We start from the raw sequence: 23,294 nt of genomic DNA on the forward strand, positions 1-23,294 counted from the left end.
TCGCGACAGCGCTCTTGCTTTCAAGCCATCACACCTTACGTTCAAACTCAGCCATAAATTCCACCAACGCATCCACGCCGGCCATTGGCATCGCATTATAAATACTGGCGCGCATACCACCCACAAACCTATGCCCTTTTAGACCAACTAAACCAGCCGCTGCAGCCTGTTTTAAAAAGGCACTATCAAGCGAGTTATCAGCCAGCAAAAACGGAATATTCATGCGTGAACGATAATCTGGATGCACCGGATTTGAATAAAAGTCTGATTGATCAATGTAGTGGTAAAGCTTAGCCGCTTTAGCTCGGTTCAATTCACCTATCGCAGCCACCCCACCTTGGCGTTTTAACCATTGGAACACCAAGGCTGATAAATACCATGCAAAGGTGTTAGGAGTGTTGTACATCGAGCCTTCTTTGGCCTGCACGGTATAATCCATAATGGTGGAGGTATTGGTTTGCGCGTGACCTAACAAATCTTCACGCACAATACTAATCGCGAAACCAGAAGGACCTATATTCTTTTGTGCACCGGCATAGATAACGCCAAACTTACTCACGTCCAGCGGCTCAGAGAGAATATTCGACGACATATCAGCCACAATGGGAGCATTCACTTGCGGTATCTCATGCACCGCAATACCGTCCACTGTCTCATTTGGGCAATAATGAAAGTACGCTGCATGTTCAGATAACTGCCATGAGTCTGGATGACTAATTGCTTTACCTTGATCGGTTTGCACGGCCGCGCCGACAACATTGACATGGCGCACGTACTTTTGCGCTTCACGAATCGCAAAGTCAGACCAAATCCCGCAGTTTAGATAATCCACGGTCGCGTCAGCAGCCGCAATATTTTGTGGGACAGCACTGAATTGACCGCGTCCACCACCATGCATAAACAGCACTTTATACTGGTCTGGAATAGCCATCAAATCGCGTAAATCTTGCTCAGCCTGTTCCGCCAAGCGGATAAACGCTGGGTCGCGGTGACTTATTTCCATCACTGAAATACCTAAATCATTCCAGTTTAAAAACTCATCGCGCGCTTGTTGCATTACTTCTGCCGGCAACATTGCCGGCCCCGCAGAAAAATTAAACGGGGCGCTCATGGCTTATTCCTCACCTTCTACAACATCGGTTTCGTCATCCGCTTCGTCATCTAGCGGCTCGTCTATGTCGCCTTCAACAGGTTCATTCAACAATGGATCCAGTTCTTCGTCCTCGTCGATATCATCAACCCGTTGTAACCCAACTACTTTTTCATCATCACCGGTACGAATCAAGCGCACGCCTTGGGTGTTACGGCCAACCACTGAAACTTCACTGACGCGAGTCCGTACCAAGGTGCCTTTGTTACTAATGAGCATGATTTGATTACTATCAATCACTTCCATCGCACCGACGACTTGGCCGTTACGCTCACTCACCTTAATCGAAACCACACCTTTGGTAGCACGGCTCTTAGCTGGGTATTCGGTGATTGGCGTACGCTTACCGTAGCCATTCTCCGTCACGGTAAGCACCGATGGCATTTCTGCTTCACCGTCGTCTCCAACTTCGAGTTCGTCGCCAGTGCGCGGCACAATCAAGCTAACCACATGCTGCCCAGCTTCTAGACGAATACCGCGCACACCTGTAGCAGTGCGGCTTACCGAACGAACTTGATCTTCGCTAAAGCGAACTACTTTACCAGCGTTCGAGAACAGCATGATCTCATCACCAGCGGTAGTCACATCAACCCCAATCAACTCATCGCCTTCAACCAAGTTAAGCGCAATAATACCGCCTTTGCGTTGCCGCGAATATTCCACCATTGGGGTCTTCTTCACGGTACCGTTACGGGTGGCCATGATGATGAATTTATCTTCCGGATAATCGCGCGTTGGCAGAATCGCAGTGATCCTTTCATCCGCTTCTAACGGCAACAAGTTGACGATAGGACGGCCACGCGAAGTGCGGTTGGCCAGCGGTAATTGGTACACTTTCATCCAATAGATTTTACCGCGGGTTGAGAAGCATAGAATGGTGTCGTGCGTATTCGCCACCCACAAGCGCTCAATGAAATCTTCATCTTTCATCTTAGTTGCGGCTTTACCTTTGCCGCCGCGGCGCTGTGCTTCATATTCGGTAAGTGGCTGGTACTTCACGTAGCCATGGTGCGACAAAGTCACCACCACGTCTTCTTCATTAATCAAGTCTTCCATGCTGATATCGTGTGCTGCCGCCGTAATTTCCGTACGTCGCGCATCACCATAATCAGCTTTGATTTTCTCTAGCTCTTCACGAATCACTTCCATGAGCCGCTCTGGGCTATTCAAAATCAACAGTAATTCTTCAATAACCTGCAACAAGCCTTTGTATTCATCTAGGATTTTTTCATGCTCAAGACCCGTTAACTTGTGCAAACGTAAATCCAAGATAGCTTGTGCTTGCTCGTCAGTTAAATGGTACTCACCGTCACGAATACCGTATTTTTCATCCAGATGATCAGGCCGCGCTGCATCAACCCCAGCCCGTTCTAGCATCGCGGCAACATCGCCTAAACGCCAAGCGCGACTGGTTAAACCAGCCTTCGCATCGGCCGCTGTTTGTGACCGACGAATCAGCTCAATGATCTCATCGATGTTAGCTAGCGCAATGGCTAAGCCTTCTAAGATGTGGGCGCGCTCACGAGCTTTACGCAGCTCATACACAGAGCGGCGGGTAACTACTTCACGCCGGTGCAAAATAAAGCAATGCAGCATATCGCGTAAGTTAAACAGGCGCGGTTGGTTTTTATCCAACGCCACCATGTTAATACCAAACACCACTTGCATTTGCGTATTGGCGTACAGGTGGTTTAAGACCACCTCACCTACTTCACCGCGTTTTAATTCGATGACAATCCGCATCCCGTCTTTGTCAGATTCGTCGCGTAAAGCGCTAATCCCTTCCAGACGTTTTTCTTTAACTAATTCAGCTATTTTCTCAATCAGTTTAGCTTTGTTAACTTGATACGGGATTTCAGAAACAATGATGGTTTCACGGCCATTATCTTCCGTTTCAATCTCAGCTTTGGCGCGTAAATGAATACGACCACGGCCGGTACGATAGGCTTCAACAATGCCTGAGCGACCTGAAATGGATGCTGCAGTTGGAAAATCTGGGCCCGGAATGTAATCCATCAATTCATCAATGGTGATGTCTGGGTTTTCAATCATGGCCAAGCAGCCATTCACCACTTCTGTGAGGTTGTGCGGCGGAATATTGGTAGCCATACCAACCGCAATACCCGACGAACCATTCACTAATAAGTTAGGTACTCGGGTAGGTAAAACATCAGGAATTTGCTCTGTGCCGTCATAGTTGGGCACAAAGTTAACGGTTTCTTTATCTAGGTCAGAGAGCAACTCGCTGGCAATTTTTGCCATCCGAATTTCGGTGTAACGCATGGCTGCCGCCGAGTCACCGTCTACTGAACCAAAGTTACCTTGACCATCAACCAACATGTAACGCAACGAGAATGGCTGAGCCATCCGCACGATGGTGTCATACACAGCACTATCACCATGAGGGTGATATTTACCGATCACGTCACCAACAATACGCGCTGATTTTTTGTAAGGCTTGTTGTAGTCATTACGCAGTTCATTCATCGCAAACAGTACACGACGGTGAACTGGCTTGAGGCCGTCACGAACGTCCGGTAAAGCTCGACCGACAATTACACTCATGGCGTAATCTAAATACGAACTCTTCAACTCATCTTCAATGTTAACCGGAACGACTTCTCTGGCGAGATCACTCATAGTAGTTATATCCCTAAACGATCTGTCTTTTTATAGTTTTACAAGATAACGCCATTGTACCCGTACGGGCTTACTATCGCATCTTTTTTTATCCCTGTAGGTTGGGTACACTGTACCTACTTTTAAGCCGTAGCAGAAGCCCTATGACCACAAGTTCTAATGTTGATCCTGCAGAAATTGAAAAATTCAGTGCCATCGCCTCACGTTGGTGGGACCCCGCCGGAGAGTTTAAACCGCTGCATCAAATTAATCCGTTGCGCTTAGACTTTATCCAAGCTACCTGTGATGGTGTGTTTGGTAGCCGTATTGTCGATATTGGTTGCGGTGGCGGCTTGTTGGCAGAAGGCCTAGCCCGTGCTGGTGCTCAGGTGACCGGCATTGATTTGGCTGAACAATCGTTGCAAGTAGCCAGATTACATGCCTTAGAAAGCCAGCTACAAATTGACTATCAATTTATCCCAGCCGAACAACTGGCCGCGAGCGAGCCAGGCCAGTTTGACGTGGTCACCTGTTTAGAAATGCTCGAACACGTGCCCAACCCGGCGGCGATAGTCCAAGCGGCAGCAGACTTGGTTAAGCCAGGTGGTAAGGTATTTTTCTCAACCTTGAACCGTAATCTAAAATCTTGGCTGCTTGGGATCGTTGCGGCAGAATATGTGCTGCAGTGGGTACCGAAAGGCACGCATCAGCACCAAAAGTTCATTCAACCGGCTGAATTATTGCGCATGACCGATGCTGCTGGATTGCTTGCGCAAAGCATGACTGGGCTCCATTACCTGCCGTGGCGCGGCTTTTACTTAGACCAGAACAATGTTGATGTAAATTACATCGTCTGTTTAACCAAACCGTTGAAGGACTAAGCATGTCACGTCCAGCTGCAATCCTGTTTGATTTAGATGGCACCCTGTTAGATACCGCCCCTGACTTAGGCGCAGCTTTAAACCGCGTCCTTAGGGCTGAGCAACGCCCCTTAGTGAGTGCTAGTGATTACACTCCGATTGCCTCTCATGGCTCCGCTGGGCTTTTACGCTTTGCCTACGGTGAAGCTGAATTTGAACAACGCAAAGACGAACTCAGACACAAGTTCTTAAGTTTTTATAGCGAAGCTATTGCTGAACAAACCCAGCTTTTTGCTGGGGTTAGCGAACTGCTAGCACAACTACAACAGCAACAGATACCGGTTGCGATTGTCACCAATAAACCAACGGCCTTAACCGTGCAACTGCTGCCTAGCTTTCCTGAATTAGCTGCAATCGAGGTGGTTGTCTGCGGCGATACCTTAGCGGTAGCGAAACCATCACCACAACCCCTACTGCACGCTACCCAAGCACTACAAGTAGTGGCGGACGATTGTTGGTACGTGGGCGATGCCGAGCGGGATATTCAAGCCGGTCGCGCTGCTGGCATGCGCACTATTGTGGCGAATTATGGCTACATCAGTGCCATCGAAACGCCAACCGCTTGGGGCGCCGACAGTTTCATCGAAACCCCCTTAGAGTTACTCGATTTATTAACTTAATTATGATCTCTTGGCCTAACTACGGGGCTTGCGCTGGTCTGGATTTTGGCCTTGATTCGGCACCAACAAAAAGTGCCAGCAGCGCTGCTTCGCAGTTTTCACCAAAAAAACCAACACAACATATAGACAGTCACACCACTGAAACGCCCATATGTAGATTTATCTAACCAAACCTCCGCTTTCTAATCGGTTTTCATTGAGCAACAAAACGTCAGCTAATGACGGTAAAAAAATTTCCAATATTTTTTTTCAGGGTGCTTGATTTTACTAAACCTCTATTGCACCGCAGGTTTTAGCGAAAGCCTACACTTCGGTTAGTCAAACCTTCCGGTTTTTGTAACGTAAACACACTTGATCAGTGTGCGATAAGTGCTAGGATAACCCTCATTCATTCATCCCAAGATATTGTGTAAAAAACCGTCGTGCGGTCGCAACACGCACTATATCTTGTGGCTAGACAAAACAACCATAACAACGATGGATGCGCCTCATGAACCAAAAGCTTTTCGTAACTAAACGTAGCGGTGAACGCGAACCTTTAAACCTAGACAAAATTCACCGTGTGATTAGTTGGGCAGCCGAAGGCTTGAACAACGTTTCGGTATCACAAGTTGAAATTAAATCGCATATCCAATTTTATGACGGTATTAAGACTGAAGATATTCACGAGACCATCATCAAAGCTGCCGCTGACCTTATCTCTGAAGAAGCACCTGATTATCAGTATTTAGCAGCGCGCTTAGCAGTTTTCCATCTGCGTAAATTAGCTTATAACCAATTTGAGCCGCCCCATTTGTATGATCAAGTCACTAAAATGGTGGCTGCGGGTCGTTACGATAAACATTTGTTGACTGACTACACGCGCGAAGAATTCGAGCAAATGAACGATTTTATCGATCACGCCCGCGACTTGAACTTTTCCTACGCAGCGGTGAAGCAATTAGAAGGCAAATACTTGGTGCAAAACCGGGTCACCGGTGAGCTCTATGAAAGTGCGCAATTTTTGTATGTCTTAGTTGCTGCCTGTTTGTTTGCTAACTATCCGAAAGAAACTCGGATGAGCTATGTGCAGCGTTTTTACGATGCCACGTCATTGTTTAAGATCTCCTTGCCAACCCCTATCATGTCAGGCGTTCGTACACCTACGCGCCAGTTTAGCTCGTGCGTATTGATTGAAACAGGCGACAGCTTAGATTCAATTAACGCCACTGCAAGTGCGATTGTTAAGTACGTTTCTCAACGCGCTGGGATTGGCATCAACGCTGGCCGTATCCGTGCGCTTGGTAGTGCCATTCGTGGTGGCGAAGCTTTCCACACCGGCTGTATTCCATTTTATAAGTACTTCCAGACCGCAGTTAAAAGCTGTTCTCAGGGCGGTGTTCGTGGCGGTGCCGCTACCCTGTTCTATCCGCTTTGGCACCTAGAAGTAGAAAGCTTGCTGGTTCTTAAAAACAACCGCGGCGTTGAAGAGAACCGTGTGCGCCACTTAGATTATGGCGTGCAATTCAACCGTGTTATGTATCAGCGCTTAATCAAAGACGACTACATCACTTTGTTTAGCCCGTCTGATGTCCCTGGTTTATACGATGCTTTCTTTGCTAATCAAGAAGAATTTGAACGCCTCTATCTGCAATACGAAGCCGACGATAGCATTCGCAAAAAGCGTATCAAAGCCATTGAACTCTTTAGTTTGTTCATGCAAGAGCGTGCTAGTACAGGTCGCATCTACCTGCAAAACGTCGACCATTGCAACACCCATAGTCCGTTTGACCCGGCGGTTGCCCCTATTCGACAAAGTAACCTGTGTTTAGAAATCGCGCTGCCAACCAAGCCTTTGCGTCACGTGAATGATGAAGAAGGTGAAATCGCTTTATGTACTCTATCGGCCTTTAACTTAGGTGCGATTAAATCATTAGATGAACTTGATGAAATGGCTGATTTAGCCGTGCGTGCGCTTGATAGCTTACTCGATTATCAAGAATACCCTGTACCAGCTGCTCGCAACGCAACCATGGGCCGTCGTACGTTGGGCATTGGGGTAATTAACTACGCTTATTATTTAGCTAAAAACGGTGTTCGTTATTCGGATGGTTCCGCTAATGCGTTAACTCATCGCACTTTTGAGGCTATTCAATACTACTTGATGAAGGCATCCATGAACTTAGCGAAAGAGCTTGGTGCTTGTCCTAAGTTTAATGAAACCACCTATGCCAAAGGTGTGATGCCAATCGATACTTACAAGAAAGATCTGGATAGCGTTTGCCAAGAGCCATTGCATCTTGATTGGGACCAGTTACGTCGTGATGTACAACAATACGGTATGCGTAACTCTACCCTGTCTGCCTTAATGCCATCAGAAACCTCGTCGCAGATTTCTAATGCAACCAACGGTATTGAACCACCGCGCGGACATATCAGTATTAAAGCATCAAAAGACGGCATTACGAAACAAGTCGTGCCTGAATACGAAACGTTGAAAGACGCGTATGAGCTGTTGTGGAGCATCCCTAGTAACAAGGGTTACTTAGAATTAGTTGGCATTATGCAGAAATTCGTCGACCAAACCATTTCCGCTAACACCAACTACGACCCAGCCAAGTTTGAAGCAGGCAAAGTGCCGATGAAGCAACTGCTACAAGACTTGCTGTATGCCTATAAGTTAGGCGTAAAAACGCTTTATTATCACAACACGCGTGACGGTGCTTCAGATAACCAAGTAGATTTGCGTGACAAAGTAGAAGCCAAAACTCGTGAAGAAGAGAACCAACAAGCAACTGTCGCCATTATTGAAGAAGACGATGATTGTGCCGGTGGTGCCTGTAAGATCTAGTTCTGCGGCTTAATAACAACAAGTTGCACTCGCTGAGCAGTACCGCTGCTCAGCTGATGATGCTAAAAAAGGTGTGCTAAGGTATGAGTTATTCAACATTTAATCAGAACCAAGTTAACCCTCTGTTAGAGCCAATGTTTTTTGGTAATTCAGTCAACGTTGCGCGCTATGACCAACAAAAACACAGCATTTTTGAAAAACTGATTGAGAAACAAATTAGCTTTTTTTGGCGCCCAGAAGAAGTTGATGTCAGCCGCGACCGCGTTGATTTTCAAGCGTTAACTGATAGCGAAAAGCATATTTTTATCTCTAACTTAAAGTATCAAACCTTGTTAGATTCAGTACAAGGACGCAGCCCTAACATTGCATTGCTGCCGATTGTATCGATTCCTGAATTAGAAACTTGGATTGAAACTTGGTCGTTTTTTGAAACCATTCACTCACGTTCGTACACGCATATTTTACGGAATTTATTTACTGACCCGAGTGAAGTTTTTGAAGATATCGTGATTAATGAAGAAATTCAGAAACGCGCCACCGATATTTCTCGCTATTACGACGATTTGATCTTCTATACGCAGCTTTGGCAAACCCATGGCGAAGGCGAATGGGAAGTTGACGGTGAGAAGCATCTGGTTAGCATGCGTGAGCTCAAGAAAAAGCTATTCTTGTGCATCAACTCAGTGAATGCGCTAGAGGCAGTTCGTTTTTATGTGAGCTTCGCTTGTACCTTCGCCTTTGCTGAGCGTGATCTGATGGAAGGTAACTCAAAAATCATCCGTCTTATCGCCCGTGATGAGAACTTGCATTTGGTCTCTACTCAGCAAATTCTTAATCTATGGCAATACGGTCAAGATGACCCAGAAATGAAAGAAATTGCCGAAGAGTTACGCGACGAAGCACTGAACATCTTTATGAAGGCCGTCGAACAAGAAAAGCAATGGGCCCACTATTTGTTCAGACATGGCTCTATGATTGGCTTAAACGAAGAAATGCTCTGCCAGTATGTGGAGTACATCGCCAACATGCGGATGGAAGCCATTGGTTTTGATGCGCCATTTAAACAGCGTAGCAACCCGCTACCTTGGATGAATAAATATCTAGTATCAGATAACGTTCAAGTAGCCCCTCAAGAAGCTGAAATCACTTCTTATTTGGTTGGGCAAATTGACAGTAACGTAAGTGCTTCTGACCTTGGAGACTTTGAACTCTAAATCATCATGAGCACCGCGTATAAAGTCATCGTCAATGGTCAGCAGCAGCTGACCGTTGACAGCTCACAGGGTACCCTCTTAGAAGCTATGGAAGCGGCTGGATTAGAGCCCCACTATCACTGTCGCAATGGTTTTTGCGGCGCCTGTCGAGTGCAACTAGTACAAGGCGATATCACCTACATCAACGAGCCACTGGCTTTCGTGCGACCCGGCGATTGCTTGCCTTGTTGCTGCGTTGCAGCCTCGGATCTTGAAATTAATCAATAATCGCTCGGTTCGATAGCCGCTATCCACAAAACTCATTGGCAAGCCGCCGCGGTTTGTAGGAAAATACGGGCAATATCACATTTTTTAAGGAGTCTGAGATGTTTACTGTTATTTTTGGTCGCCCTGGCTGCCCATTCTGCGTTCGTGCAGTACAAATCGCTGAAAAACTGACCGCTGACCGCGATGATTTTGAATTTCGCTACGTCGACATGCACGCTGAAGGTATCTCAAAAGCAGATTTAGAGAAAACCGTCGGCGCACCCGTCTTAACCGTACCGCAGATTTTTGTGGACGAAAAACACATCGGTGGATGCACTGAATTTGAAGCTTATGCCCGCGCCAATTTAGGTTTATACGCCTAACTTAGTTAAGCACTACTGCAGCAGCATTTAAGCTGCTGCAGCAAGCGCTTGGCGAATTCTCTTTTCTGAGATCGGGTATTGGGTACCCAACGTCTGCGCAAAAAAACTTACCCGCAGCTCTTCTATCATCCATCTGATTTCAAGCACATCTGACGGTATCAACTGCTGTTTGTTTTGTTTCGCCAACAAGCTTTGATAGGCTTGCGACAAGTCCGTGAGGACCAAGGTGTGTAAACGATCTTTGTTCGGATCCACCGGCAGCTTATCTAAGCGTCGCTCGATTGCTTTCAAATAGCGTTGAATATCATCCAAACGCTGCGATCCAGCGTTACTGACAAAACCTGGGCCCACCAAGGCATCCAACTGTTGAGCTATATCGCCGTGGGCTTGAATTTGCTCTAAGCTAACCTTGCCTTTCATCCGTTTACGAATGCTGTGGCTAAGCAGCAGACAAGGCTCCAATTGTTTCGCTATCTCACTCACCCGCTCGTTTAAATGTGCTCTAGCAGTATCATACAAGGCTTGAAAAGCCGCTGGGTCACGGGCTGGATTTGCCTCAATAAACTCATCCAGCGCCGCCCTAATACAATCAGCGATAAGTTCTTCAACATTGCCCCATGGATTGTAATAAAGCGCTAATTTCGCTTTATTAGAAAGCGTTTGCTGCAAATGCCGAATAGGTGACGGTAGTTGCAGCAACAACAGCTGCCGCAATCCTTGCCAATGCGCATGTTCGGCTTTCGCTAGGCTATCGAAGAGTTCTTCACGCACTCCTTCGGCCTCAGCCACTAACGCCGGAAAGGCTTTAATCGCATAACCTTGTTGTTGCTGCTCGAGCATGTCGGGGAGCGTACCAAACTGCCAACTGGTTGCCGCTTGCGGTGCCTGCTTACTGGCTACTGCCTGAGCGAGGGCCTCTTTCACGTCACCTTGTAGCCGCTGTTGCAACTGGTGTAAATCTCGCCCTTGTTGCAGTACCTTGCCCTGCTCATCCACTACCGCAAAGTTCATCTGTAAATGTGGTGGAATAGCATCTGCGCCACCATGATACCAAGCATCATCAGGGATAGTGACACCCGTCATACGCCGTAATTTGGCAGATAAGGCCGTAAGCAAAGGCTCTTTCGCTATCGTTGCCGCTGGGGTATCAGCTAAAAACGCTTGGGCGTAGTTAGGTGCCGGCACAAAGTTTCGACGGAGTTGTTTGGGCAGGCTCTTGATCAAGGCTACCACTAGATCATGCCGCAGAGCTGGTATTTGCCAATCAAACCCTTGCGGCGTCACTTGGTTTAGCAGTGCTAGCGGGATCTGCACCGTCACCCCATCATCTTCACTGCCTGGAGCAAAATGATAATGCAAGGGTAAGGTCAGTTGGCCCTGCTGCCAAACATCTGGATAATCATCAGGGGTGACATGTTCCGCATCTTGGGCCATCAGATCAGCGCGTACAAAATACAGAAGTTGGGGATTCTGCTTAACAGCTTTATGCCACCACCCGGCTAATAACTGCTCGTTGTAAATACCCGCGGGAATATGCTCATCATAGGCCTGAAACAGAGCTTCATCATCCACCAGGATATCGCGCCGACGCGATTTGTCTTCGAGCCCTTTAACACTCTCGATAAGTGCAAGATTGTGCTTAATGAAAGGCACTTGCCGTTTAAGCTGCCCTTGCACCAGTGCCTCACGAATAAAGATCTCGCGCGCTTCAATAGGTTTTACCGGGCCATACTGCACTTTACGCCGTGGCACGATAATCAAGCCATAAAGCGTCACTTGCTCATCAGCTAACACCGAGCCCTGTTTTTTCGAAAAATGGGGTTCAAAATAGCTGTATTTAACCAGGTGTTTCGCCAGTGGCTCAACCCATTCGGGTTCAATCCGAGCATTGATGCGGGCAAACAAGCGGCTGGTTTCTACAAGCTCTGCGGCCATCAGCCACTTAGGCGACTTTTTAAACAAGCCAGAGCCCGGGAACACAAAAAACTTGCGTTGCCGCGCACCCATGTATTCATGGCCTTCTTGCTTGGTTCCTAGATGCGAGAGCATGCCGGTTAAGAGCGCTTGGTGGATGGCCTCATAGCTGGCGGGTTCTTGATTAATCCGAAAGCCCATACCTCGCACACTTTGGCGCAGCTGAGTGTACACATCTTGCCATTCACGCACCCGCAGAAAATGAATAAACTCTTCTTTCAGACGCTTTCGCAGTAGGCCTCTAGAAAGCTCTTTTTGTAGACCCTCAAGGTATTGCCACAACAGCAAGAAGCTCGCAAAATCAGAGTCTTTATGGTGAAACCTTTGATGCAGTTGGTCTGCTTTTTGCGCTCCTTGTTGCGGACGTTCACGTGGATCTTGAATACTCAGTGCAGCGGCAATAATTAACACTTCTTGCATACAGCCACATTGATTCGCCGCTATCACCATCCGTCCCAGCCGCGGATCAATCGGCAACTGGGCGATTTGGCGCCCAATCTCGGTTAATCGTGGGCCCTGATAACCGCGTCGCTTTTTGCTTTTACCTGGCCGTCCAGTACCATCTAACGCATGGAGTTCTTCTAATAAATTCAGGCCATCTTTAATAGAACGCTCATCGGGCCGTTCTACGAATGGAAAGCGGCGAATATCGCCAAGTTTTGCCGCCGTCATTTGCAGAATAACCGCAGCTAGATTGGTGCGTAAGATTTCCGGATCTGTGTATTCAGGCCGAGCTAAAAAATCAGCTTCATCATAGAGCCGGATACAAATCCCCGGTGCGACCCGGCCACAACGCCCCATCCGTTGATTCGCTGAAGCTTGTGAAATTTTCTCAATCGGCAAGCGTTGCACTTTGCTGCGGTAACTGTAACGACTGATACGAGCCGTACCTGGGTCTATCACATAACGAATGCCGGGCACCGTCAGTGAGGTTTCAGCGACGTTGGTAGCGATCACAATACGACGTTGGCTATGCGGCTGAAAAATCCGTTGTTGCTCAGCAGCAGATAGCCGTGCAAACAGCGGTAAAAGCTCAGTATTAGGTAACTGCAAATCACCAATAGCTTCAGCAAAATCACGTATTTCACGCTCACCACTGGCAAAAATCAAAATATCACCGGGGGCTTCACGGCTTAGCTCTAATACCCCATCACACACGCCTTGCACTACATCAGCGCTGTCTTGGTTATCATCATCGGCATTGCTTAACGGCCGATAGCGCACCTCAACTGGATAAGTACGGCCGGTAACGGTAATGATCGGGGCCTGATTAAAATGTTTGGCAAAGCGTTCCGTCTCAATGGTAGCTGAGGTAATCACCAGTTTTAACTCTGGTCGCTTAGGCAAAATAGTGGCCAACGCGCCTAACAGAAAGTCGATATTCAGACTGCGTTCATGGGCTTCATCGATGATGATGGCATCGTATTGCCGCAACATGCGATCATTCTGCAGTTCAGCCAGCAACATCCCATCCGTGAGCAATTTTATTTCGGTAGTGGGTGCCGTTTGATCATGAAAACGTACCTTATAACCAACCCGGTTACCCAACTCAGTTTCTAATTCTTGTGCGATACGTTGGGCAACACTGCGGGCAGCTAAACGCCGCGGCTGAGTGTGGGCAATCATTTTACCGTAGCCCATTTCTAGCAGCATTTTAGGTAACTGTGTGGTTTTACCTGAACCGGTCTCGCCCGCGACAATCACCACTTGGTGTTTGGCAATGGCCGTTTGAATCTCGGCCTTGGCCTGCACCACAGGGAGTTCAGCTGGAAATTGAATGGTTTGCACAAAAATCCTGCATTAGCACTTAGATTTAAAAGGGCTGCTAGTTTAGCAGCCCTCTGTAAGCTTGTTAACCCGCACCAACAGCCCTGATTGCGAGTTAGTTTTCGTCTGCATAAATTGCAATATGAACCGGACCATCACCTTGTTGACTAGCGCGGTACATGCCTTCGGTATTAAAGGGCATATGCACCTTGCCTTGGCCGTCAACAATGATCACGCCGCCAGTACCACCAACGGGCATCAGCACCTCATGAATTACGGTATCACCAGCACTTACGATATCTTTGCCTTGATAGGTCACTCGTGCGCAAATATCTGCTGCTACCTGATACTTAATAAAATATTCACCATGACCTGTGGCCGAAACCGCACAACTGCCATTATCCGCCCAAGTACCAGCGCCAATCACTGGCGAATCACCAATACGACCGTAGCGCTTACCCGTCATTCCTCCGGTTGAGGTGGCGGCAGCTAAATTACCATGAGTATCCAACGCTACCGCCCCAACGGTGCCATACTTGAAGCGTGCGTCTAGCTGCTGCCATGCGGTTTTATCTTGGCTACCAAGCTGCTGCTTCATGTGTTGCAGCGCATCGAAGCGAGCTTCGGTATTGAAGTAGCTGTTATCCACCCGTTCTAGTTGATGCAGATCAGCAAACTCCTCAGCACCAGCGCCGCTGAGCATCACATGCACCGATTCTTCCATCACTTTACGGGCCAAGGCAATAGGGCTTTTAATCGTTGTCACCCCAGTCACCGCTCCCGCTGCACGATTGGAACCGTCCATAATAGCGGCATCAAGTTCATGCTGTTCATCCCAGGTATAAACGGCACCACGGCCAGCATTAAAGAGCGGTGAGTCTTCCAACACTTGCACCGCCGCAATAACTGCATCCATACTGGTGCCACCAGCGGCTAAGATCTGCTGTCCGGCGGCGATAGCTTCGGCTAGTTTTTCGCGATAGGCGCGTTCCCGTGCTGGCGTCATGCTTGCGCGGGTAATGGTGCCGGCGCCGCCATGAATGGCAATCGCAAACGGTGCGGCCTCGGTCACAGTCGCCTTGGCAGCTACACTAGAACTTGGCTCAGGTGCACTGCTGCAAGCGGCGGCAGTAAAGCAAGCGGTGGCGAGCAGACTTAAGCCCACGCGCTTGTTGGTGGCAAAAGAAAAAGAACTGAATAGACCCATAATCGCCTCGGTGCTGTTGAATCATTTTATTATCATTAGTTAGCTATCTTAGCGGTAATTAGGGTTGGCCGTCACCTCTTGATTGCGGCTAAGTCAGCAATCAGGTAGTCTGACCTGCATACATTAGCAAGGATTATTATGCGCCATGTCTGACGCCAGTTTTTACTTTCATGACTACGAAACTTGGGGGGCTAACCCTCATTACGATCGGCCCTCCCAATTTGCCGGTTTAAGAACCAATTTAGAATTAGAGCCCTGCGGTCGTCCACTGACCCTATTTAGTCAGCCCACGCCAGATTTTTTGCCTCATCCTCAGGCGGTGCTAGTGACAGGTATTACGCCGCAGTTTGCGCTTGCGCAAGGTACCAACGAAGCGAGCTTTGCCGCGGCTATCGCAGCGCAAATGAGCGTACCGAACACTACTATCATTGGCTACAACAACATCGCCTTTGACGATGAAGTAACCCGACACCTGTTCTACCGTAACTTTCATGATCCCTACGCTCATACTTGGCAGCACCAAAATTCACGCTGGGATCTAATCGACTTGATGCGCGCTTGCTATGCCCTGCGCCCCGAAGGAATCGAATGGCCCTACCACGACGATGGGCGGGTCAGCATGCGCTTAGAAGACTTATCTAAAGCCAATGGTATTGAACACGCCAACGCCCATGATGCTATGGCTGACGTTCATGCCACCATCGGCATGGCTCGTAAAGTTAAACAAGCACAACCAAGGTTGTTTGCCTACGCTTATGGATTACGCCGCAAACAAGCCGTGCAACAACTGATTGATTTGGTGAATTTTGAACCACGCGTGCACATCAGTGGTTTTTACGGCGCACTGAACGGTTACGTGAGTGTGATCATGCCGCTAGGCTATCATCCGGAGCAGCCCAACACCCTGCTCTACTGGGATTTGCGCCACAACCCGCTGGAGTTTTTAGAGAGTTCGCTAGATGATTTGGTCGAACGCCGCTTTACCCCGCGTAAACAGCTAGCTGAGAACGGTTTATCAGCCTTCGCTGGGGGAACCCTGCAACTCAATCGCTGCCCCTTTATCGCTAAACTCAATGTGCTCGACAGCACCGCGCAGCAGCGTTGGAACTTAGATCTCGAGCAACTTGAACGCCACCGGCAGACGCTACTAGCACAAAGCGAATTACGCGACCGCTTGTGCCAAGCCTTACTGACCAGCAAAACCTATGACGCGGTTACGGATCCTGATTTTATGCTCTACAGCGGCCCTTTCTTTAGTGAACAAGACCGCTCTAACATGGACATTATCCGTAGTACCGCGCCTGAACAACTACCAGGTTTGACCTTAAACTTTAGCGATTCGCGCTTACCTGAGATGTTGTTTCGCTACCGTGCCCGTAATTACCCAAGTACGTTAACTGATTCCGAACTACTAAAATGGCGTGAATTTTGCCAAGGCCGTCTGCTCTCCCCCCCTCCGGGTGGCTTGTCTGCCGAGCGATTTATGCAAGAGCTGGAGTTAGCTGCGCAGCAGCATAGCGATAACTCTCGTAACATGCGTTTATTGAATGATCTTTTACGCTACGCTCAAAGTTTATAAAACGAACAATCACTAACAATAACGAATACAGAACAACAACCATGAGCACAACAAAGTACGATTTTATCATTGTCGGTGGGGGTTCCGCTGGATGCGTGCTGGCGGACCGTTTGAGTGCCTGCGGTAACTACCAAGTGCTCCTGGTCGAAGCTGGCGGCAACGGCCAACACGAATTCAGTGATATGCCCGGTGGCGTAGTACGCTTTATGCACCACCGTGGCTTTAATTGGGGCTACCGCAGCAGTGATAAAGCCCCACTTCGCCAAGGCAAAGGCTTGTTTACCCCGCGCGGCAAAGGTTTAGGTGGCAGCAGCTTAATTAATGCCATGATTTATACCCGCGGTGCCCCTAGTGATTATCAACATTGGGCCAGCTTAACCAACAGTAACTGGGATTGGCCCGCCATGTTGGCAAGGTTCAAGAAACTTGAAGCCAATAGCCGCGGTGCCGACGCTTATCATGGCGCTGATGGGCCGCTTAAAGTCAGTGATGTGCCCACCTATTTTCTCGCTGCCCAACGCTTTGTTGAGGCAGGAGTTGCTGCCGGTATTCCCTTTAACCCAGATTTTAACGGTGCCGAGCTCTACGGTATTGGCCCGTTCCAATTTACGATTCACCAAGCGCAGCGCTGGAGTGTGCGCCGTGCTTTCTTGCTGCCAGCAATGCAACGCCCTAACCTCAAGGTGTTAACTGATAGCTTGGTACAACGGGTGCTCTTTGACCAAAGCCAAGCCCAGCCCCAAGCCGTAGGGATTGAATTAGTCAGTGGCGAGCAATGGTTCGCGCAACGCGAAGTGATTATTAGTGGCGGCGCAATCAACTCTCCGCAATTGTTGATGTTATCTGGTATTGGCCCAGCAGCCCAGTTGCAACAACATGGCATCAGTGTCATTGCCGATCGTGCCGAGGTAGGCGCAAATCTGCAAGAGCATGTGGATGTGATGATTCATTACCGCAACAAACGTAAAGATGGCATCAGTATTAATCCCATAGGATTAGCTAAGATGGCGAAAGCTTGGTGGCAATATCGGCGTGATAAAACCGGCCCACTCGCACATCCACCGGCCGAGGTGGGTGGATTCTTGCGCAGCAGTGAACAAATAGAGACACCTGATCTACAACTTCACTTTGTCTCGACTCGCTTTAACGACAGCGGGTATGACCTTAAACCGGCTTTCACCCATGGCTATGCCTGCCATGTTTGCCTGTTACGACCACAAGCCCGAGGCCAGTTACGTTTGCGGAGTAACAAAGCCACAGATAAACCGCTTTTTAGCTATGACTTTTTGCAGCATCCTAGTGATCAACAGGCGTTGTTGGCTGGGGTGCGACAGGTACGCGAGATTATGAACCAAGCGCCCCTTGCTGAGCATAATGGCGGCGAAGTATGGCCAGGGCCTTGTGCTAATGATGAGGAGTTGTTAGCTAAGCTGATGAGTAATGTCGGGCTGATTTACCATCCAACCAGCACCTGCCGCATGGGCAACGACCAAGATGCTGTGGTTGATGCGCAGTTGCGAGTAAATGGCGTTGCTGGTTTACGCGTCATTGACGCTTCCATCATGCCGACCGTAGTGAGTGGCAATACCAACGCGCCCACCATGGTGATCGCTGACCAAGGTGCTGATTTTATATTGCAAGACGCCGCTAACAAGTAGCGGCGTCTGCTGGTTCTAACGGTAACGCAAGCCTACAGTTAGTGGGCTTTGCGGGTAAAGTTAGCAAAGAAGCGTGCTAACGCTGGGATCAGGATCAAGGCACCTAGCATGTTCCAGATGAACATAAAGGTTAACAGGATCCCCATATCCGCTTGAAACTTAATCGGCGAGAAGATCCAAGTAGCTACGCCAATAGCCAAAGTGAGCCCAGTAAATCCAACCGCTTTACCAGTGCTGTCTAGCGCGTACTTGTAGCTGTCATCAAGATGCATGCCTTGCGCTAAACCTTCACGAATCTTGGTGTAGATGTAAATACCATAATCCACTCCAATCCCCACACCTAAGGCAATCACTGGCAAGGTTGCTACTTTCACGCCAATGCCCAGAACTGCCATCAAGCCTTGGCTCATCACCGTGGTTAGTGCCAACGGTAAAATGATACAGGTTACTGTACGTAAGCTCCGGAACGTTAGTAAGCATAAGAAAATAACCACGCCATACACCCACAACATCATTTTGTTCTGAGCTGACTCAATCACTGAGTTTGTCGCAGCTTCAATCCCTGAGTTACCTGCTGCCATCAGTAGTTCAAGACCATCTTGTTGATATTCTTGATTAAAACTATTGACCGAGGCGACCACGGTTTGCAAGGTTTCGGCTTTGTGATCATTCAAGAAGATAATCACCGGTGCCATCGAACAATCAGGGTTAATCAATCCCGGTGGCGTACGCCCGGTGTAACCATTCAATGAATATTGATTACGAGTTAGGCTGTACCACTTTAAATTACCCTCGTTAAGACCATAGGAACCCATTTTCGCCACATAAGCGACAGACTTAACGTCTTGCACCCCAGGGGTATTTTGCATGTGCCACGTAAAACGGTCTAATAGCTCCAGGTTATCGTAGGCAATACATTGGCTGGGTGCGGTTTCGGCCATCACCACAAACACATCGGTACTCGAGCTGTAGTTATCAACAATAAATTGGTTATCTAAGTTATAACGACTATCTGGGCGCAGTTCTGGTGCCCCTGCGTCTAAATCACCAATCTTCATTTGCTGGCCGTAGTACAAACCCCAGGCTAACCCCATCAGAGCCACAACTAAGGCACTATAGGCCCACTTAGGGCGCGAAAAACGGCTGAAAATATTGAGCACCGGGTGTTCTTTTTGGCGCGCTTTAGCAGCATATTCAACTCCGGCTTTAGAGACTCCGGTGTAGGACATCAAAATAGGTAACATCCCTAAATTAGTTAACACCACGACCGCCACACCAATACTCGCGGCAATAGCTAACTCTTGAATCACCTCAATATCAATGACCATCAAGGTCGTAAAACCGATGGCATCTGAAACCAAAGCAGTTAAGCCAGCGATATATAAACCACGGAACGCCAAACGGGTAGCGCCCACCTTATCTAAGGCATCCACTCGGTTATTACTGATGGCGTTGATGATTTGCACCCCATGGCTCACGCCAATGGCAAACACTAAGAACGGCACCAACATCGAGTAAGGGTTAATCCCACTTCCAATCAGTTCAATAATGCCTAACTGCCATACCACCGCAATGATGGAACAACCCAGCACCGCAAACGCACTGCGCCAACAACGGCTGTACCAGTACAGCATCACGAGAGTGATCATAATGGCGATAACAAAGAACAGCCCTACCTGATACGCACCTTCAATCAGGTCACCAATCACTTTGGCAAAGCCGGTAATGTGAATTTTTACGGTATCCGTTTGATACTTATCACGAATGTTCTGCTCTAAGGCTTCAGATAGCACTTTGTAATCAAGTTTTTCGCCGGTATCTGGATGCACTTCATATAAAGGCACATAAATCAGTGCCGATTTGAAGTTATTGGCAACTAAGTTACCTACTTCACCCGAGCGTAAAATATTGGTGCGCAATTGGTCCAGTGAACGCTCAGATGCATCCCATGTGTCTGGAATTACAGGTCCGCCGACAAAGCCCTCTTCGGTAACTTCGCTCCAGCGCACATTCGGCGTCCAAATACTTTTTAAACCACTACGGTCAACACCAGGCACATAAAAAACTTCGTCCGTAATTTGCTGCAAAGTTGCCTGAAACTCTGGGGTAAAAATATCCCCTTCGGTGGTTTCTACCGCCACCCGAATCACGTTACCCAAGCTCGCCAAATCTTCTTGGTGCTTAAAATAGTTCTGAATGAACTCGTGATTAGTAGGAATCATTTTGGTTAAGCTAGCTTCAGGACGAACCTGACTTGCATGCCAGCCCAAATAAACCGTCAAAATAGCAAACAGAGCCAACCATAAAGGTCGCATCGAAAACAACACCCGCTCTAACAAAACACTTTTGCCCGGCGGAGTTGATGTTGAAGGTTGTTGAGACATAAAAACGTCAATCCTTAGTTACGCAAAGCGGGTTGAGTGAGCAGGCCTCGCTGCCCCACCATAGTCAGAGTACCGTCATCGTTAAGCACCACGTCGGTTAGTGCGGCACCACTACTGTGAGTGCTTTCAAGCACCTCGCCAGCGGCATTCGCCCACGCTATCACACCAGCATTACCCACTAAATAAACGCCACCATCCGGGGCATCTATTGCAGCATTAATATTGACCGGATCTTGCAAGCTAATCTGACTAAAAGATTCGCCGTGATCCTCGCTTACAAAGATATTACCACGTAGGCCAAACGCCCACAGCCGCTGCTCTGCATCCACATGCAAACCAAAAAACGAGCCGTAATAAGGGCTGTCTAGGGTTTCCCAGGTCGAGCCCTGATCAGCACTTCGAAAGAGTAATCCCGATTCACCCGCTAAGTAAGTGTAATCCGAATCTGCCGTTAAACTATTCAAATGATAACCATCTGGATTTTCGAGTGCGCCGTCTAGTACCTGCCAGCTAGTACCAGCATCGGTACTGCGCAACAAGGAGCCATAAGCACCAGCTACTAAGACGACCTCAGGGGTTAGCGCTAATACATCTAAAAACGGTTTGGTGGGGCCTTCTTCTTCGGCAAACTGCGCATTTTCTAAATTAAACTCGGCAGTTTCTAGTGCAAATTCAAGATCACCAATAAGCTCGTCAGCACCGTCTGCTTCAGCTGCTGCGATCTCATCTGTTAACTGTGCAATACGAGTTGCGAAGTAATCTTGCTGTAGCTGAATAAATGCAAAACCATCCAATTGCCGCTGCCAAGTTTGGCCGCCATCGCTGCTGCCAACAATCACCCCATGGTGACCGACAGCCCAGCCCTGTTGCGCATCGGCAAAACTCACTGAGCTTAGAAAAACACTGGTAGGAACGGGCATTTGTTGCCACTGCTGCTCGGTGCGGCGCAAAATAATGCCATAATCGCCAACGGCGATATCAGCCTCGCCTGCTTCAGCGATATCACTTAATACCGCCCGCTGCGCTTCTTTTGCCATCACCGCAGGTGCGGTAATCACTTCGTAGGCAGAACTTTCTTCAGCGCTAGCTATAGGCGCTGCTAAGGCCGTTGCCACTGCACTTGCTAGCAGCGTTAATGCTGCACCAGCAGACGCTGTTGCTTTAATCATGGAACCCTCTTGATTGTTCTTGGTCTTAGAATTGTTATGTAAACTGTTGCAAATTTTTGTTTCGCGATACATGCTATGTGAAATCGCTAGAGGTCAAACCAGCTGATACCTTACATCGAGAATGAATGTAACGCTAGTAGCAGTTGGGCATTTATATTACATTAGTTTTGATGTAGCTTTAACGCGAACTAAGAACAACAAGGAAAAGCACAATGAATAAAATGATGCTAAAAGCCGGTATTTTTGCGCTATCAGTGGTATCAGCAAGTGTCATGGCTAAAGTTAGTCCTGACGAAGCCAACCGCTTAGGTCAAGATTTAACTCCGGTAGGTGCCGAAATGGCAGCCAATGCTGATGGTTCTATCCCAGCTTGGACTGGTGGCTATAGTGTGAAAGCAGACGGAGAAGTGCCAGACCGTCCAGCCGACCCGTTTGCCGATGAACAGCCGATTCTAACGATCACGCCAGCTAACGTCGACCAGCATGCCAACATGTTGTCGCCTGGCCAGGTGGCCATGTTCAAGAAATACCCAGACTTTAAGATCCACGTCTATCCTACCCACCGTACCGCAGCTTACCCGCAAGCCGTGTACGATGTAATTAAGAAAAACGCCCTTAACGCTGAGCTTATCAGTGGTGGTAACGGATTAGCTAATTTTGAAAAGCATATTCCGTTCCCAATTCCATCATCAGGTGTCGAAGCTGTTTGGAACCACATTACCCGTTATCGTGGTGGCTCGGTTCAACGTTTAGTGAACCAGTTCCCAGTACTAGAAAACGGTAGTTTTGTACCTGTGTTATTGCGTGAGTCGTTGGTAGTCCCTGAATACTTAGCCAGCGGCCGTGAGTCAGCAGACGACAACGTGCTGTTCTACTTCTTACAAGAAGTTCTTGCACCGGCGCGTATGACAGGTACCGTATTGTTGCTTCACGAAACGATTGACCAGGTGAAAGAAGCACGTCGTGCATGGCTGTATAACGCAGGTCAACGTCGTGTTCGTAAAGCTCCATCGGTAGCCTATGACGGTCCAGGTACCGCATCAGATGGCTTACGGACTTCTGATGGCTTAGATATGTTCAACGGTGCGCCAGATAAATACAACTGGGAACTTGTGGGCAAGCGCGAAATGTATATCCCATACAACAACTACAAGCTGATGGATACGAGCTTGTCGTATGACGATATCATCGGCCCTGGCCACATGAATCAAGACTACGTGCGGTATGAAAAACACCGTGTATGGGAAGTGAAAGGCACCTTGAAAGATGGCGAACGTCATATTTATGCAACCCGCCATATGTTTATCGATGAAGATACCTGGACAGCCTCAGTCATCGACCAGTACGATGGTCGCGGCGAATTGTGGCGCGTAGCGGAAGCCTACAACACCCAATTCTACTACCACGACACCCCGTGGATGGCAGCAGAGGCTTTGTATGACCTTAACTCAGGTCGATACATCCTACTGGGCCTATCTAACGAAGAAAGCGAGTTCATGAACTTTGGTATTAAGATGAGCCGCTCAGACTTCAGCACCGGTAGCTTACGCCGGATGGGTATTCGTTAAGATCTA

General features: G+C 48.3%; 15 protein-coding genes. 9 read left to right on the forward strand and 6 right to left on the reverse strand.

Annotated features, from left to right (window positions below; genetic code table 11):
- Positions 1–28: 28 nt before the first annotated feature.
- Complete coding sequence (serC, locus tag KGF88_RS05105) at positions 29–1,111, reverse strand: 3-phosphoserine/phosphohydroxythreonine transaminase (protein WP_153825529.1); 1,083 nt, start codon at positions 1,109–1,111, stop codon at positions 29–31.
- Between the two features lie 3 nt (positions 1,112–1,114).
- Complete coding sequence (gyrA, locus tag KGF88_RS05110) at positions 1,115–3,790, reverse strand: DNA gyrase subunit A (RefSeq protein ID WP_153825528.1); 2,676 nt, start codon at positions 3,788–3,790, stop codon at positions 1,115–1,117.
- 143 nt (positions 3,791–3,933) lie between these two features.
- Here gyrA and ubiG point away from each other — a divergent pair, with 143 nt between their 5' ends.
- The 6 genes from ubiG (at position 3,934) to KGF88_RS05140 (ending at position 9,982) form a co-directional block, all read left to right on the forward strand.
- A complete protein-coding gene (ubiG, locus tag KGF88_RS05115) occupies positions 3,934–4,650 on the forward strand; it encodes a bifunctional 2-polyprenyl-6-hydroxyphenol methylase/3-demethylubiquinol 3-O-methyltransferase UbiG (protein ID WP_153825527.1) in 717 nt (238 codons plus the stop codon).
- A 2-nt stretch (positions 4,651–4,652) separates the two neighbouring features.
- Positions 4,653–5,309, forward strand: a complete 657-nt coding sequence (locus KGF88_RS05120) for an HAD family hydrolase (RefSeq protein WP_153825526.1) — start codon at positions 4,653–4,655, stop codon at positions 5,307–5,309.
- Between the two features lie 490 nt (positions 5,310–5,799).
- Positions 5,800–8,139, forward strand: a complete 2,340-nt coding sequence (gene nrdA, locus KGF88_RS05125) for a class 1a ribonucleoside-diphosphate reductase subunit alpha (RefSeq protein WP_110074991.1) — start codon at positions 5,800–5,802, stop codon at positions 8,137–8,139.
- Positions 8,140–8,222: 83 nt separating this feature from the next.
- Positions 8,223–9,353 carry a class Ia ribonucleoside-diphosphate reductase subunit beta gene (gene nrdB / locus KGF88_RS05130; protein ID WP_110074990.1) on the forward strand — a complete coding sequence of 377 codons (1,131 nt, stop codon included), beginning with the start codon at positions 8,223–8,225 and terminating at the stop codon, positions 9,351–9,353.
- 6 nt (positions 9,354–9,359) lie between these two features.
- Positions 9,360–9,620, forward strand: coding sequence for a class I ribonucleotide reductase maintenance protein YfaE (gene yfaE / locus KGF88_RS05135; protein ID WP_110074989.1), 261 nt, complete (start codon positions 9,360–9,362; stop codon positions 9,618–9,620).
- Between the two features lie 98 nt (positions 9,621–9,718).
- A complete protein-coding gene (locus KGF88_RS05140; protein ID WP_110074988.1) occupies positions 9,719–9,982 on the forward strand; it encodes a GrxA family glutaredoxin in 264 nt (87 codons plus the stop codon).
- A 27-nt stretch (positions 9,983–10,009) separates the two neighbouring features.
- On the opposite strand, the gene hrpA is transcribed toward KGF88_RS05140, so the two are convergent.
- Both hrpA and KGF88_RS05150 read right to left on the reverse strand, forming a co-directional pair.
- Positions 10,010–13,744: an ATP-dependent RNA helicase HrpA gene (gene hrpA, locus KGF88_RS05145; protein WP_257119969.1), complete on the reverse strand. Its 3,735-nt coding sequence runs from the start codon at positions 13,742–13,744 to the stop codon at positions 10,010–10,012.
- Between the two features lie 94 nt (positions 13,745–13,838).
- Entirely contained in the window at positions 13,839–14,930 is a 1,092-nt protein-coding gene (locus KGF88_RS05150) for an isoaspartyl peptidase/L-asparaginase family protein (RefSeq protein ID WP_153825525.1), read from the reverse strand.
- A gap of 145 nt (positions 14,931–15,075) precedes the next feature.
- Between KGF88_RS05150 and sbcB the strand changes: the two genes are divergently transcribed.
- Both sbcB and KGF88_RS05160 read left to right on the forward strand, forming a co-directional pair.
- A complete protein-coding gene (sbcB, locus tag KGF88_RS05155; protein ID WP_153825524.1) occupies positions 15,076–16,509 on the forward strand; it encodes an exodeoxyribonuclease I in 1,434 nt (477 codons plus the stop codon).
- Between the two features lie 41 nt (positions 16,510–16,550).
- Entirely contained in the window at positions 16,551–18,167 is a 1,617-nt protein-coding gene (locus KGF88_RS05160) for a GMC family oxidoreductase (protein ID WP_153825523.1), read from the forward strand.
- 38 nt (positions 18,168–18,205) lie between these two features.
- Here the strand turns inward: KGF88_RS05160 and KGF88_RS05165 are convergent, their stop codons facing one another.
- The gene (locus KGF88_RS05165; RefSeq protein ID WP_153825522.1) at positions 18,206–20,551 is read right to left on the reverse strand and encodes an efflux RND transporter permease subunit; all 2,346 of its coding nucleotides are present in this window, start codon (positions 20,549–20,551) and stop codon (positions 18,206–18,208) included.
- A gap of 14 nt (positions 20,552–20,565) precedes the next feature.
- Entirely contained in the window at positions 20,566–21,720 is a 1,155-nt protein-coding gene (locus KGF88_RS05170; protein WP_162014463.1) for a sialidase family protein, read from the reverse strand.
- A 212-nt stretch (positions 21,721–21,932) separates the two neighbouring features.
- Between KGF88_RS05170 and KGF88_RS05175 the strand changes: the two genes are divergently transcribed.
- Positions 21,933–23,288 (forward strand): DUF1329 domain-containing protein, encoded by a 1,356-nt coding sequence (locus KGF88_RS05175; RefSeq protein WP_153825520.1) that lies wholly within the window; start codon positions 21,933–21,935, stop codon positions 23,286–23,288.
- Positions 23,289–23,294: the final 6 nt, after the last annotated feature.

The sequence above is a fragment of the Idiomarina loihiensis genome (genome assembly GCF_024584785.1).
In the GTDB taxonomy this organism is placed as follows: Bacteria; Pseudomonadota; Gammaproteobacteria; order Enterobacterales; family Alteromonadaceae; genus Pseudidiomarina; species Pseudidiomarina fusca.